We start from the raw sequence: 14,059 nt of genomic DNA on the forward strand, positions 1-14,059 counted from the left end.
TGCTAATCTCGCTTATCGGTCTTCTTCTGTGTTCGCATTTGTTCTTCAAAAGGCGCAACTTACAGCTGTTTTTGGATGCGAAACTTCGGTTCATTTGACAGTCACATGCTGGAGCATTACGATGGAGTCTGACGTGAGCCGGATTAAGATGATTAGAGAAGGTGACTTAACGTGCAAGGACAATATCGGCCGACCCAAGCGGAGATCAATTTGGATCATTTGTGTACTAACGTAGAAGCTTTCCGCGAGGCATTGCCTCAGGGCATGAAATTCCTCGCCTGTGTGAAGGCCAATGCCTATGGACATGGAGCGGTGGAGACGGCTAGGGAACTGGAACGAGTGGGTGTGGATTACTTAAGTGTGGCTTTTCTTGACGAAGCTCTGGAACTGCGACAACATGGGATTACGATTCCAATCCTGGTACTGGGATATACGCCGCCTGAAGGGATCGCTGTTGCATGGCAACATGATGTGACCGTCACACTGTTCAGCAGGGAAGTGCTTGACGCCATTCGACATCTGGATGCGAGCACATTCGCTAACCAACTGAAGGTTCATATTAAAATCGACAGCGGCATGGGCCGATTAGGTCTGTTGCCTGGCGATGAGGCATTGGCTTTCATTCAGGAAGTAGCTTCGCTCAATCAGGTGATGCTGGAAGGTATGTTTACCCATTTTGCCAGAGCAGATGAAGAAGACAAAACCTATACACTGGAGCAGTATAGACGGTTCCAAAGCGTAGTTCATGCGCTCAGGGATCAGGGATGTTCCATCCCGATTATACATACGGCGAACAGCGCCGCTGCCATTGATACACCGGAATTGTCCTATGACATGGTACGTGTGGGAATAAGCCTGTACGGACTGTATCCTTCGGCTGAGGTGAATCATCAGGTGGTGAAGCTGTCCCCGGTATTGACGCTGAAGACAAAAGCGGTTCTGATCAAAACACTGCCACCCCATTGGGGGATCAGTTACGGAACCCGTTATTTTACGCAAGGTTACGAACGAATAGCGACCCTGCCGATCGGATATGCAGACGGATTCTCCAGAATGCTGACAGGTAAAGCACAAGTGCTTGTACGCGGCCGCCGCGTCCCTGTCGTCGGTACAATCTGCATGGATCAGTGTATGGTGTCGTTACAATCTTTCGCGGAAGAGGCGGAAGAAATTCAAGTCGGCGAAGAGGTTGTCCTCATCGGTCATCAGTCTGGTGGCGTAATAACCGCAGACGAGGTGGCATCTCAGCTCGGTACGATTGCTTATGAAGTGATCTGCATGATGGCGCATCGCATTCCGCGGGTATATACCCGCGGGGGAGCAACAGTCGCCAGAATCAATCCACTTTTGACATCCTGACAGGTAAACTGGACGTCATTCCCAATAAACTTTTTTTCAGAACAGAAGGAAAACTGTCGGAGCATCTCGAATTATGTATGACGGTAAGGATTTAATTCCTGAATTGAGATGTTTGGTCTGTACGAATATTGTTCCCCGTGTTTATAATGGAGTACAGCATACTTGATATACTCGGGGCATATATATTCCTTTGTATAAAAGTTCTGGGAAAACGTAATACTGGTTCACAATGGCGAAAGGTTTGTGGGGGTGGAAGAAAGGTGGCCAACTTGCAGAACACCAAGCGGATCATGATCAGTTTACCTGATTATCTTTTGCAGGAAGTGGATGGCATCGTAGCGCTGGAGAATTCCAACCGCAGCGAATTGATTAGGCAGGCTATGAAGCTGTATTTAACGGAGCGTAAGAAACGTTACATCCGTGAAACGATGCAGCGAGGGTACATGGAGATGGCAAAAATTAATCTGACCATGGCATCCGAAGCCTTTCATGCGGAGGAAGATGCGGACAGCACTCTGGACCGCTTAGTTAGCGGGGTGTAGACATTGATCGTAAAACGTGGTGACGTTTTTTTTGCGGATCTTTCTCCCGTTGTCGGTTCCGAGCAAGGTGGAGTCAGGCCGGTTCTGGTGATCCAGAATGATATCGGCAACCGGTTCAGTCCAACTTGTATTGTGGCGGCTATCACCGCCCAAATCCAGAAGGCAAAGCTGCCAACGCATGTTGAAATTGATGCGGCGGCACACGGCTTTGACCGGGACTCGGTTATTTTGCTCGAACAAATACGGACGATTGATAAACAGAGGCTGACTGACAAGATTACCCATCTGGACGAGGAGACCATGAAATTGGTCAACGAAGCCTTACAGATCAGCCTTGGTTTAATCGATTTTTAAGGCAGCAACCAGCGTCTTGTACGTTGCACTGCCGTCCGTTGGCAATGGATGTTCCCGTAAGGGAACACACTGAATTCAGACTGTAACCAAAAGAGCGTATGACATCCTTCGGGCTGTTATGCGCTCTTTTGATTAAAGCTTGATGAAAGCGTAGAACATTGGCGATCTTTTCGCTATAATGAAACCTGAGAAACCGTTTACCGAAAGACCTATATATAGAGGTGGAGGAGACATATGAGCATTTACATCAATCAGGAGAAACTTCAGTTTCATTTACAGACCCGCGAGGCCAGTTACGTATTTCAGGTACTGCCTTCAGGATATTTGGTGCATTTGTATTATGGCAAAAAATTACGCGACACCGATCTGAGCTGGTTGCATGTTCGTACAGAACGAGCATCTTTCAGTCCGAACCCGGTACCAGAGGACCGTACAATTTCATTTGATACATTGGCAGTGGAACTACCCGTGTATGGCACAAGTGATTTCCGTAATCCGGCTATCCAACTGGAACTTGAGAATGGCTCGACGGTTTCGGAGTTTACGTATACAGGCCATCGATTGGTCAAAGGAAAGACAGCGCTTACTGGTTTGCCAGCAACGTATGTTGAATCCGATGAAGAAGCAGAGACGCTGGTTATTGAGTTGGAAGACCGCGTTGCAGGTATCAAAATCGAGCTTTCCTATACAGCCTTTACGGCATTTAATGCGATTACACGCTCCATGCGTATCGTTAATGAGAGCGCTACCTCAGTGAATGTGGCGCGTGTGCTCAGTTCATCTGTTGATTTTCCGCATGCAGATTATGAATTGTTGCAGTTGTCAGGTGCATGGACACGGGAACGTGATATTGTTCGCAGACCGCTTGCGTCAGGCCTGCAAGGGATTGAGAGCCGTCGCGGTTCAAGCAGTCACCAGCAGAATCCTTTTATTGCACTGATGACACCAGGCACGGATGAAGACCATGGTGAAGTTTACGGATTCAGTCTCGTCTATAGTGGCAGCTTCACTGCGCAGGCTGAAGTGGATCAGTTCCACACCACCCGTGTGTCACTCGGAATCAATCCGTTTGAGTTCAGCTGGAAGCTGGAGCCGCAAGAAACGTTCCAGACACCTGAGACGGTTATGGTGTACTCGGCTGCAGGTTTGGACGGCATGTCACAGTCCTACCACGAATTGTATCGGGAGCGTCTTGCGCGTGGTAAGTTCCGCAATGCGGAACGTCCGGTTCTGGTCAATAACTGGGAAGCAACCTACTTTGGATTCAATGCAGACAAGATTGAACAGATCGCTCGTGCTGGACAGAAGCTGGGTATTGAGCTGTTTGTCTTGGATGATGGCTGGTTTGGACATCGGGACAGTGACAACTCCTCGCTGGGCGACTGGATTGTAGATAAGAACAAATTGCCACAGGGACTGGATGATCTGGCTAACCGCGTAACAGGTTTGGACATGCAGTTCGGATTGTGGTTTGAGCCTGAGATGATCTCACCAGACAGTGAGCTGTACCGAGCGCACCCGGACTGGTGTCTGCATGTGCCAGATCGTCGCCGGACAGAAGGACGTCAACAACTGGTACTCGACTTCTCTCGTCAGGATGTACGTGATGAGATTGTGCGGATGTTAACAGACGTACTTGGTTCTGCACCAATCACTTATGTGAAATGGGACATGAACCGCAATATGACGGAAGTGGGTTCTGCGTTGCTTCCGGCAGATAGACAGCGTGAGACCGCACATCGTTACATGCTCGGACTGTATGACGTTATGGAACGAATCACTTCGGCGTTCCCGAACATTCTCTTCGAAAGCTGTTCAGGTGGTGGTGGCCGCTTCGATCCAGGTATGCTGTATTACATGCCACAGACGTGGACAAGTGATAACACGGATGCTATATCCCGCCTGCGAATTCAATACGGTACGAGTCTTGTATACCCGGTAAGTTCGATGGGATCGCATATCTCAGCGGTACCGAATCATCAGGTCAACCGGATCACTTCGCTTGAGATTCGGGGACATGTTGCGATGTCGGGCAACTTTGGGTACGAGCTGGACCTGACAAAATTCACGGAGGAAGAGAACGACATCGTGAAAGCCCAGGTTGAGCTGTACAAGGAGATTCGTGGAACGGTTCAATATGGAACATTCCGCCGTTTGCTCAGTCCGTTTGAAGGCAATGAGACGGCGTGGATGTTTATTGCACCGGACGGAAGCGAAGCTGTTGTATTCTACTTCCGTGTGCTCTCTGAGCCCAATGCGCCACTTCAGCGCCTGAAGCTGAAAGGATTGGACCCTAATGCGGATTACCGTCTGAAAGGCGGATCAGAGACCTTTACCGGCGATGCCCTCATGTATGGCGGTATTTCGGTAGGCAGCACATCAGGAGACTATCTGAGCGAAATGTTCCGGTTCGAGCGCGTCTAGATTGCTATTTTATTTAAAGCTTTAAAAAAAAAGGAAGGACCGGGGAGCGTCGTGATGACGTTTTTCGGTCTTTTTTTGATGTAATGGGGAAGGCTGGAGGATGACATCATTCTGTCAGAACTTGTATGCTTGCGGATTGATGGAAATCTGGACGTGATTCTGTGATAATATAGGGTAGAGTGGAAGAAACAAATGGTTCAACTATACTGTAATTACAGCAGCAAAGCTGCCCTGAAATGATTGTAACGAACGATTCAGGAAGGAAAGAGGGATTTATTTTGTCTGAACAGGAAACGGTTCTGGAACCCAATGAAGAAACAATAAAGGCAGAACGCCATGAACGAATCATCAAACAGGTAGCCAAGGAACTGTCACTGTCCTTGAAGCAGGTCCGCACAACGTCGGAGCTTCTGGACGAAGGCAATACGATTCCATTTATCGCCCGCTACCGTAAAGAAATGACTGGAGAGCTGGATGAGAACCAGCTGCGATCGATTGAAGAACGCATTGTTTATCTGCGCAATCTTGAGGATCGCAAATTGGAAGTCATCCGTATTATAGAGGAACAGGGCAAACTGACCGGAGAACTGAAGCAATCCATTACGCAAGCTGTGAAGCTACAGGAAGTGGAAGACTTGTATCGACCTTACCGTCAGAAGCGGAAAACGCGTGCCAGTGTGGCCAAGGAAAAAGGTCTTGAGCCCCTTGCTGTATGGATCTGGGGTCAACCGAAACAAGGAGATGTACTCCAGGAAGCTGCGAAATATATCAATGCTGAACTGGGTGTAGAAGATGCGGAGTCGGCGCTTCAGGGAGCCAAAGATATTCTCGCAGAGAACATCGCAGATGATGCTGCCATTCGTGCCTGGATTCGTCGATACACCTTGGATCACGGGATGCTGACTTCCGAAGCGAAGGATGCTCAAGAGGAGTCCGTGTACGAGAATTATTATGATTACCGCGAATTGGCCAAAAAGATGCCTCCACACCGTATTCTCGCGATTAATCGCGGTGAACGTGAGAGTATTCTGAAAGTCGGCCTGGACGTACAGGCAGAACCGGCCCATCGCCATATGGAAGGACAGATCATTCGTGGTGCTTCTGCCGTGCAGGATATCCTGCGTGATGTGATTGAAGATGCATACAAGCGGCTGATTGCGCCTTCCATCGAGCGTGAAGTTCGTGGAGAGCTCACGGAAAAGGGTGAAAATCAGGCCATATCGGTATTCTCGGCCAATCTGCGTAACCTGTTACTTCAACCGCCGATTCATGGCAAACGTGTGCTGGGTGTCGATCCGGCCTATCGTACCGGTTGTAAACTGGCTGTAGTAGATGATACGGGCAAACTGCTGGAAGTGGCTGTGACCTACCCAACGCCACCACACAACAAGAAACGTGAAGCTGCCGAAGTATTCCATCGCATGATCAAGCAATATGATATCGGACTGATCGTCATTGGTAATGGTACCGGATCACGTGAGACGGAGCAGTTTGTTGCCGAGATCATTCAGGAGAACGGTGATGAAAGTCTTGTGTATCTGATTGTTAACGAAGCAGGCGCGAGTGTATATTCTGCATCCAAACTGGCCCAGGAAGAGTTCCCGGATCTGGATGTTGCGGAGCGCAGTGCAGCTTCCATTGCACGTCGTGTACAAGACCCGCTGGCGGAGTTGGTTAAGATTGATCCAAAAGCCATTGGCGTGGGTCAATATCAGCATGACGTCTCCCAGAAGATTCTCGAAGAAAGCCTGAAGGCTGTCGTGGAATCCGCAGTTAACCATGTGGGTGTGGATGTGAATACAGCATCACCTTCGTTACTGTCATATGTTGCCGGAGTTAATGCTACGATTGCCAAAAACATCGTGAAGTACCGTGAAGAAAATGGCCGGTTTACAAACCGCCGTCAGCTTCAGAAGGTGCCACGTCTGGGTGCCAAAACCTATGAACAGTGCGTAGGATTTATGCGTATTGGTGAGGGAGAGAACCCGCTGGACCGTACACCTATTCACCCTGAGTCTTACAAGGTAGTGGATCAGCTGTTCAAGGAGCTTCAGGTTGCACTGGACAAGCTGGGCAGCAAGGAACTGTCGGTATTACTGTCAGAGCAACAGCCAGAACAATTGGCTGTGAAACTGGACGTAGGTGTGCCTACATTGCGTGACATTCTGGACAGCTTGCAGCGTCCGGGGCGTGACCCGCGTGAAGAAATGCCGTTGCCAATCTTCCGTACAGATGTATTGAAAATTGAGGATCTGGTGGAAGGCATGGAGCTGCAAGGTACGGTTCGGAACGTTATTGATTTTGGTGCCTTTGTTGATATTGGGATCAAGAGTGATGGGCTTGTCCATATTTCACAGCTCAGCAACGGATATGTTAAACATCCGATGGACGTTGTGTCTGTCGGGGATAATGTAACGGTCTGGGTTATGAGTGTGGATACCAAAAAAGGCCGTGTCGGCCTGACGATGAAGAAGCCTGCTTCTGCGCAACAGTCTTCTTAAATAGTAGGATTGGAGAACAGCCTTCCCTAACCAGGAAGGCTGTTTGTTGTCGACAGTAATAGTCCCGTTATCCGTTCTAATTCCTCTAGTAAGTACGGTGGGCAATATGTGCATTTTCTTAAAGTGCGTGTTCAAAGGGCCATCCTTCGTAATCCAATGCAGACTTTTATGAACAACCTCTTAAAGTTCGTTCTCCGCGCTGCGTGGTGTGCCATTTGCTGGTTTGTTACGATAAAAGAACCAGCATTCGTTCAGCAACTTGATTTGCCGGCTGTCCTTTTTGTGAAATGCACGCATCAGTTGATTGCAAAGCCATTGAGGCAAGGGTATCTCCTCCTCTTGCATAATTCATCTGTACGTTAGCATATGTGGCAATAGCCTGGACTGTGCGGGATAAGTGGAGGCCTCCGGCAAATCAATCTTGTTCACTCAAAAAAAAGCACAAATCCCAATTCAGGGAAATGTGCTTTCGTTCTCATCATTATAAAATGATACCAGCGGTGAATTAGAGGGCTTCCATCTCTTCTTCATACCATTGTTCCAGTTGGGCCTGAAGAGCCCGAATCTCGGTAAGGAGAGAAATCAAAGGATAATGGCTTTCACGTAATACTGCAAAAGATTCTTCAAGCGCATTGATATAATCAAGGCCACCGATGATAGTAAGATTTTCGTTTAGGAGATCGAGGCTGTCACATTCGGCGATCGCCCAAGGCAGGACAGGGACATCTGCTGCAGTGAGTTTATCAATTTCCTTGTGCAGGCGCAGGTTGAGCGCACTGAGTTGATAGGCGTAATCTGCGGGCATTTCCACGAACTGCAAGTGTTGTTCCTGCTGCAGGATGACATAGCGCATTGTAGGCATAACGAGTAATAATCTCCCCTCATACATTCTACTTGACAGTGTAGCCTACGAAACGGTTAAAATTCAAGTATTATACCGGAAAAACAAATGCTCCGAGGGGGTGCAAGGAGAGGATATCGATGGAAAATGAGGAATTGCAACAATGGATTGAACAGGTATCACTGGATCATTTCGGAGTGCCGTTCACCCATGAAGCGTTGTTTAACAGTCGCCTGACCACGACGGGGGGGCGTTATATGCTGAAAAGTCACCGGATTGAGATCAATCCGCATCAACTCGAAGCCTATGGGCGAGATGAGGTTGAGAAAATCATCAAGCATGAGCTGTGTCACTATCATCTGCATATTCGTGGGCGCGGCTATCAGCATCGTGATCCGGAATTCAAGGCTTTATTACAGAAGGTTGGTGGCTCGCGTTACTGCCAATCACTTCCTGACGGCAAAGGCAGAAAGCCGCTGCCATATCGTTATAAGCTGGTGTGCAAGAGCTGTGGTACGGAATATTTGCGCAAGCGGAAAATAGATCCGAAGCGTTATCGTTGTGGTCGTTGCGCGGGAAAACTGGGGCTTCAGAATATCTGATGTGCGTATCGTTCAATGTATTAAAGAAAGTGCTGGAAGGGATGTTGACTTGGATTATTAATCATGATAGATTAATCTTATTCAAGTTAATTTTCCCTGATAGCTCAGTTGGTAGAGCACTCGACTGTTAATCGAGTTGTCACAGGTTCGAGCCCTGTTCGGGGAGCCATTTCTTGGAGAGATACCCAAGTGGCTATAAGGGGACCCTCTGCTAAGGGGTTAGACTGCGTAAGCGGTGCGAGGGTTCGAATCCCTCTCTCTCCGTTCTGAATTAAACTTCTCTGCAAAGGGATGAGAACCCTAAAGGTTCGTCGGAGCATAAGCTTCGTTAGCAATACTTCGCAGTCTCGAACGAAGTGAGAGTACCCCTCTCTCTCCGTTCTGATTGCACAAAAAATCCTCTTCACATTAGACCGGTTAACGGTCAGTGTGAAGGGGATTTTTTGCGTTCTCATCTTTGCTTATCCCTGGTGTACGCTTCGGCCTAAAGTGAAATGCTCAACATCTCGTATAAACCTTTCTTGCCTGCTTCCGTTACTTCGACAGAGCGACTTCCTGTTTTTTGACGAATCCAGTCTAGTTCCGCTAACCGATGTCTGAGTTGTTCCCCAAGCATACCTGAGAGATGATGACGGCGTTCGCTCCAATCCAGACATTTGCGAGCGATGGCACGGCGTGATCCCGGCTTCATCTGAAGTTCAATTCCGAACGTAGTGAACCACTGTATTCCTTTCTCTGTAACTTGATAATCCTTGCTGTGTGCCTCTTCGGGGTCTGAAAGATACCCCTTTTGTACTAAGGCTTCACAGAGCGAGATTCCCAATTTCCCGGCCAGATGACCATAACAGGTCCGTGCATGACTCAGTTGTTGAAGCTGATCGGATTGTTTGAGAGAGCGGATCTGTACAGGCGGAGCAATACTGGCCATGCTTTCAATCAGATTAGCAATTTCTTTGTTTGCAAGACGGTAGTAGCGATGGCGCCCTTGTTGTTCAACTTCGAGTAATCCTCCCTCTACGAGTTTAGCTAGATGGCTGCTTGCCGTCTGGGGAGTGACACTTGCCATATGAGCAAGCTCTCCTGCAGGCAACGCACGGCCATCCAGTAAGGATGACAGAAAAATAGCGCGGCTTGGATCAGCGATTAACGACGCAATAACAGTAATATTCGGATATACATTCATACTTCGATCATACCTGAACTATTACTGTATTACAATCGAGTTGTATCGTCCCATATGGGTCAGATTGAGCTTATAAAGCATTGGAATGGAACAGGAGAGGTACAGGATGAAAAAGATAACGAAACAGGACTTTGCTACAGAGCAGTTGTCCGCGAGTCCAGAAGTGATTCAACATGAGACGATTAATCCCAGTATTTTATATTATGGTACGCCTGTAGTGCTGCTAAGCACATTAAATGAGGATGGATCAACCAACCTGTCACCATTATCCTCGTCTTGGGCACTGGGGGATTGTCTGGTTCTCGGTCTTGGGACACAGGGCAAAGCCTATGAAAATCTGAGTCGACACCCGGAGTGTGTAATTAATCTGCCGGATGCGAACATGTGGAAACAGGTTGAGGCATTAGGACGTTATACGGGAGTCACACCGGTTCCTGAGGAGAAAAGGAAGATGGGCTATGAATATTGTCCTGATAAATTCACTGTAGCTGGACTGACATCCGAATGCTCGGTTCAGGTGGCACCAGATAAAATAACTGAATGTCCGCTCCAGATTGAAGCGGCTGTACAACACATACGTATTCCCGAACATACACCGTTCATGGCGATTGTTGAAGTGAAAGCGTTGAAGGTGCACGCGCACACAAGACTAATATCTGGACCGAACAAAATTAATCCAGAGGAATGGCATCCGCTGATATATAATTTCAGACATTATTTCGGATTGGGCAAGAGACAAGGGGAAAATTTCCGGGCAGAGAATTGACCTAAGTGGGGGCTTTTTATTGTATAAGTTAAACTAATCATTTACACGTAACGGAGAGGACAGAAAAAACCTGAAAAAGCGAAGCGCTCGCCTTTATCACCGGATTTTCCCTTCAGAAGAGGGAATCAAAAAAATCTGGGGATAACAGCGATTGGAAGGTTGTTCTGTCATCGTAGTGCCAGTGTAAATAATCTTTAGTTCAACTTATATAGTCATGTAAAGATTGGGTAATAGTAAAGATAGACTCATGTAAGCATATACATAATGAAAGAGGTGATGTGCATGGAAGTGGAATATTTGATGCGTGTACTCATAGCTGGAATATGTGGTGTGCTAATCGGATATGAGCGCAAAAATCGAATGAAAGAAGCGGGAATCCGTACTCATTTTGTGGTCGCCGTTGGTGCTGCCCTGATGATGATTGTATCGAAATACGGATTCCAGGATCAGGCTGGCTGGGACAATCTGTCCCTGGACCCTTCAAGGATCGCTGCACAAGTTGTTAGTGGTGTGGGGTTCATTGGAGCAGGGATGATCTTCACACAGCGGCACACGGTCAGGGGATTGACCACAGCAGCTGGCATATGGGCTACGGCAGGCATGGGACTTGCTGTCGGTTCAGGTCTGTATTGGACGGGTGGAGGCGTGACACTGCTTATTGTCGTGGCACAGATGTTACTGCATAGACCCACACGCTGGCTGGTATCCGCCCGAACAGAGACATTAACCATCCATCTGCAAAATGAGGGAGAGGCCCTGAAGACTGTTTTGGCATTGCTGGGACAGGAGAAGATCTCAGTCATCGGATTTAAGACAGAACAGCAAACAAGCACAGACTCCGTGGAAGAGACAGTGCTTGAGTTCACATTGCAACTACCGGGTTCATACCGGGGCGAGCAACTGATTATTTTGTTACAGGACGTGCCTCACGTTCGATCTGCGGAGTTAAAATGAAGAGAACCTGCATGGATCAACAGGTGACCACGCAGGTTCAGTACTTAATTCAGTATGGGTCCAATTACTGACCTTCTCCGACAATCGTTTCTGGGCGGGATACCGGTTTGCCTTCAAGCAGGCACTCGATGGCATGGGCAACACCGTGCTCCACATTGGTCAGCGTTATGGCTTTGGCTAATGCCTGGATTTCGGGTTCGCCATTACCCATGGCGATGCCGAGTCCTGCCATTTTTAACATGGAGACATCGTTGAAGTTATCACCGATCGCTACTGTATCTTCCATGGAGATGTTCAGGTGAGCCGCCAGTTTGGTGAGGGCATTACCTTTGGATACGTCCGGGTGCTGCATTTCGAAGTTATGCTCAAAGGAAACAACCATTGCGACATCGGATCGGGATGCGAAGTATTCTCGTCCTGTCTTTACTTTGTCCGGATTCATGGAGAAGGCCATAATATTATAGATGTAGGCTTCTGCCGGAATTTCGAGATGGCTGTTTACGCGGTGGTAGTCTTTTTTGTCATAGTGTTTCTTGATGGAGCGAATCATGCGTGCAATGTCCTCACCAGGGTTCGAACCAAGAACACGTTCCATCTCGGCGAGCAAGGTCTCATGACTGCTACGCGGGGCATAGATGCCTTGTTGCGTTGAAGCCTCATAATAGACATCATGATCTTCCAGCCACTGCATGACGGAAGCTGCTGTGTCACGCTCGAGCGGAAGATGGAATAAACGTTCACCGTCTGCATCATGAATTGTCGCTCCGTTGGAGCCGATAATCGGGGTTTTGATTCCGCCTTCGCGGCTGATGGTCACAACATCGGAATAGACACGTCCTGTTGCAATGGTAACTTTCATACCGGATTGCTGGGCCTTTTGGATGGCTGCGGCATTCTCCGGGCTAATCTGGCTATCTATGTTCAACAAAGTTCCATCTAAATCTGTGGCAAATAATTTCATATATTTACAACTCCTTATCATCTGTAGGTTCAGGAATGAGAATCTCAACCTGTTGTTCGGCTAGAAAAACAAGCCATTCTTTGGTTGGCCATTGATCCGTAATCAATACATCCACCAATGACCAGTCGGCAAAACGATAACCATAACGTCTATCAAACTTGGATTGATCTGCAAGAACAACAACTTTCTTGGCAGCTTTCATCATTTGGTGTTTAATTTTTCCTTCCTCTTCGGAAGCACTGAAGCCATCCATGGTGATACCGCCAATTCCGATAAAGGCTTTATCTACATAATAGTGGGAGAGGGTCTCGATAACAGAGGTACCGTAGACATAACGTTGTTCCTTATCTACTTTGCCTCCGAGCAAACGAATCTGGACAGCAGTGTGATTGGAGAGAAGATCAGCGGAATGAATCGAATTAGTAATGACGGTACAGGATTTGCCGTTTAAGTTCTCGGCACAGGCCTGCACAGTCGTGGAAGAGTCCAGAATAATGATCTCGCCTTCCCTTACAATGGCCGCAGCGAGTTTGCCGATGGCCCTCTTTTCCTCAGATACATCGAGTAAACGGTCTTTGTAGGATCTGAATTCTTGCGGAGGAGGGGGGAGAATCGCGCCGCCACGTGTTCGGATAATGGCATCCTGTTCCTCAAGCTTAATCAGATCCCTGCGTGCAGTATCCCGTGATACATCAAACAAGGCGACAATATCATCGGCTGAGATGCGATTGTGTTTGCGTAGATGTTCAACAATGAGCTGCATTCGTTCTTCTTGAAACAAACATGTCACCTCCGAGTGTATGGATGACCGTACTTATACTGATACTTTAATTATAAGTATTCTTAATGTGATTTGCAATATTATAAGTGAACGTAAGTTTTTATAAGTGTTTTGATGGATGGTTTACATTGTTCCTGCACGGGGATGACATTGGCATGAACGGGAGGTGGCTAATAACGGGGCTCTGAAGAAGAGTATGCAATGGGCAAAAAGGCTTGAAAAATAAATTTTTAAAAAAGTATTGCAAGTTCAAATTGTCCTGTGGTATACTCATTCTTGTCGCCAAGAAAGACAATTTGTTATTAAGGCCCGTTGGTCAAGGGGTTAAGACACCTCCCTTTCACGGAGGTAACAGGGGTTCGAATCCCCTACGGGTCATATCTTCACCACCTCATGAGATCTACATTTTCGATGAGTATTCCTCAAAGTCATTGCTCTTATAGACAAGAATGAAGCATGGCACATCCGGTGAAGTTTACAGCAAGAGCCATTAGCTCAGTTGGTAGAGCACCTGACTTTTAATCAGGGTGTCGAAGGTTCGAGCCCTTCATGGCTCACCATTTTTACAATTGAATATGCGGTCGTGGTGGAATGGCAGACACGCTATCTTGAGGGGGTAGTGGGTGTATACCCGTGGAGGTTCGAGTCCTCTCGACCGCATCACAGCAACAACATAAGATAGACTTCTATGATCATTCATGGGAGTCTATCTTTGTGTTATACGATATACCTCATCCTGTTTCAGGCATATAAAGGCTGAGCATTCAGGAATAATGTGGTATAATTCAAGC

At 47.6% G+C, this 14,059-nt stretch carries 13 protein-coding genes and 5 tRNA genes; 13 read left to right on the top strand and 5 right to left on the bottom strand.

What is annotated here, in order from left to right:
* Positions 1-171 precede the first annotated feature (171 nt).
* From alr to EL84_RS13285, 5 genes are all read left to right on the top strand, one after another.
* Positions 172-1,359 (top strand): alanine racemase, encoded by a 1,188-nt coding sequence (alr, locus tag EL84_RS13265; protein WP_047842016.1) that lies wholly within the window; start codon positions 172-174, stop codon positions 1,357-1,359.
* A 260-nt stretch (positions 1,360-1,619) separates the two neighbouring features.
* Positions 1,620-1,901: a CopG family ribbon-helix-helix protein gene (locus EL84_RS13270; RefSeq protein WP_017690037.1), complete on the top strand. Its 282-nt coding sequence runs from the start codon at positions 1,620-1,622 to the stop codon at positions 1,899-1,901.
* A 3-nt stretch (positions 1,902-1,904) separates the two neighbouring features.
* A complete protein-coding gene (locus tag EL84_RS13275; RefSeq protein WP_024630714.1) occupies positions 1,905-2,255 on the top strand; it encodes a type II toxin-antitoxin system PemK/MazF family toxin in 351 nt (116 codons plus the stop codon).
* A gap of 234 nt (positions 2,256-2,489) precedes the next feature.
* Entirely contained in the window at positions 2,490-4,679 is a 2,190-nt protein-coding gene (locus EL84_RS13280) for an alpha-galactosidase (protein ID WP_047842017.1), read from the top strand.
* Positions 4,680-4,957: 278 nt separating this feature from the next.
* Complete coding sequence (locus tag EL84_RS13285) at positions 4,958-7,180, top strand: Tex family protein (RefSeq protein ID WP_036611182.1); 2,223 nt, start codon at positions 4,958-4,960, stop codon at positions 7,178-7,180.
* A 180-nt stretch (positions 7,181-7,360) separates the two neighbouring features.
* On the opposite strand, the gene cmpA is transcribed toward EL84_RS13285, so the two are convergent.
* Positions 7,361-7,504 (bottom strand): cortex morphogenetic protein CmpA, encoded by a 144-nt coding sequence (gene cmpA, locus EL84_RS31745; protein ID WP_017690033.1) that lies wholly within the window; start codon positions 7,502-7,504, stop codon positions 7,361-7,363.
* Between the two features lie 181 nt (positions 7,505-7,685).
* Positions 7,686-8,042, bottom strand: a complete 357-nt coding sequence (locus tag EL84_RS13290) for a hypothetical protein (protein WP_047842018.1) — start codon at positions 8,040-8,042, stop codon at positions 7,686-7,688.
* 119 nt (positions 8,043-8,161) lie between these two features.
* On the opposite strand from EL84_RS13290, the gene EL84_RS13295 reads away from it, so the two are divergent.
* The 3 genes from EL84_RS13295 to EL84_RS13305 all read left to right on the top strand — a co-directional run bounded on the left by EL84_RS13295 (position 8,162) and on the right by EL84_RS13305 (position 8,887).
* The gene (locus tag EL84_RS13295; protein ID WP_036669054.1) at positions 8,162-8,623 is read left to right on the top strand and encodes a SprT family protein; all 462 of its coding nucleotides are present in this window, start codon (positions 8,162-8,164) and stop codon (positions 8,621-8,623) included.
* A gap of 93 nt (positions 8,624-8,716) precedes the next feature.
* Positions 8,717-8,792 (top strand) — tRNA-Asn (locus EL84_RS13300).
* Positions 8,793-8,798: 6 nt separating this feature from the next.
* Positions 8,799-8,887, top strand: a tRNA-Ser gene (locus EL84_RS13305).
* Between the two features lie 220 nt (positions 8,888-9,107).
* Here the strand turns inward: EL84_RS13305 and EL84_RS13310 are convergent.
* Complete coding sequence (locus EL84_RS13310; protein ID WP_047842019.1) at positions 9,108-9,806, bottom strand: ArsR/SmtB family transcription factor; 699 nt, start codon at positions 9,804-9,806, stop codon at positions 9,108-9,110.
* Between the two features lie 106 nt (positions 9,807-9,912).
* Here EL84_RS13310 and EL84_RS13315 point away from each other — a divergent pair, with 106 nt between their 5' ends.
* Both EL84_RS13315 and EL84_RS13320 read left to right on the top strand, forming a co-directional pair.
* Positions 9,913-10,572 (top strand): flavin reductase family protein, encoded by a 660-nt coding sequence (locus EL84_RS13315; protein WP_047842020.1) that lies wholly within the window; start codon positions 9,913-9,915, stop codon positions 10,570-10,572.
* A gap of 282 nt (positions 10,573-10,854) precedes the next feature.
* Positions 10,855-11,526, top strand: a complete 672-nt coding sequence (locus EL84_RS13320) for an MgtC/SapB family protein (protein WP_051449621.1) — start codon at positions 10,855-10,857, stop codon at positions 11,524-11,526.
* Positions 11,527-11,590: 64 nt separating this feature from the next.
* Here EL84_RS13320 and EL84_RS13325 read toward each other — a convergent pair whose 3' ends face one another.
* A complete protein-coding gene (locus EL84_RS13325) occupies positions 11,591-12,487 on the bottom strand; it encodes a Cof-type HAD-IIB family hydrolase (protein ID WP_036610865.1) in 897 nt (298 codons plus the stop codon).
* Positions 12,488-12,491: 4 nt separating this feature from the next.
* The gene (locus tag EL84_RS13330; protein WP_047842021.1) at positions 12,492-13,268 is read right to left on the bottom strand and encodes a DeoR/GlpR family DNA-binding transcription regulator; all 777 of its coding nucleotides are present in this window, start codon (positions 13,266-13,268) and stop codon (positions 12,492-12,494) included.
* 306 nt (positions 13,269-13,574) lie between these two features.
* Between EL84_RS13330 and EL84_RS13335 the strand changes: the two genes are divergently transcribed.
* From EL84_RS13335 to EL84_RS13345, 3 genes are all read left to right on the top strand, one after another.
* A tRNA-Glu gene (locus EL84_RS13335) sits at positions 13,575-13,646 on the top strand.
* A 106-nt stretch (positions 13,647-13,752) separates the two neighbouring features.
* Positions 13,753-13,828, top strand: a tRNA-Lys gene (locus EL84_RS13340).
* 17 nt (positions 13,829-13,845) lie between these two features.
* Positions 13,846-13,928 (top strand) — tRNA-Leu (locus EL84_RS13345).
* Positions 13,929-14,059 lie beyond the last annotated feature (131 nt).

Origin of the sequence: Paenibacillus sp. VT-400, from assembly GCF_001029205.1 — a bacterium.
In the GTDB taxonomy this organism is placed as follows: Bacteria; Bacillota; Bacilli; order Paenibacillales; family Paenibacillaceae; genus Paenibacillus; species Paenibacillus amylolyticus.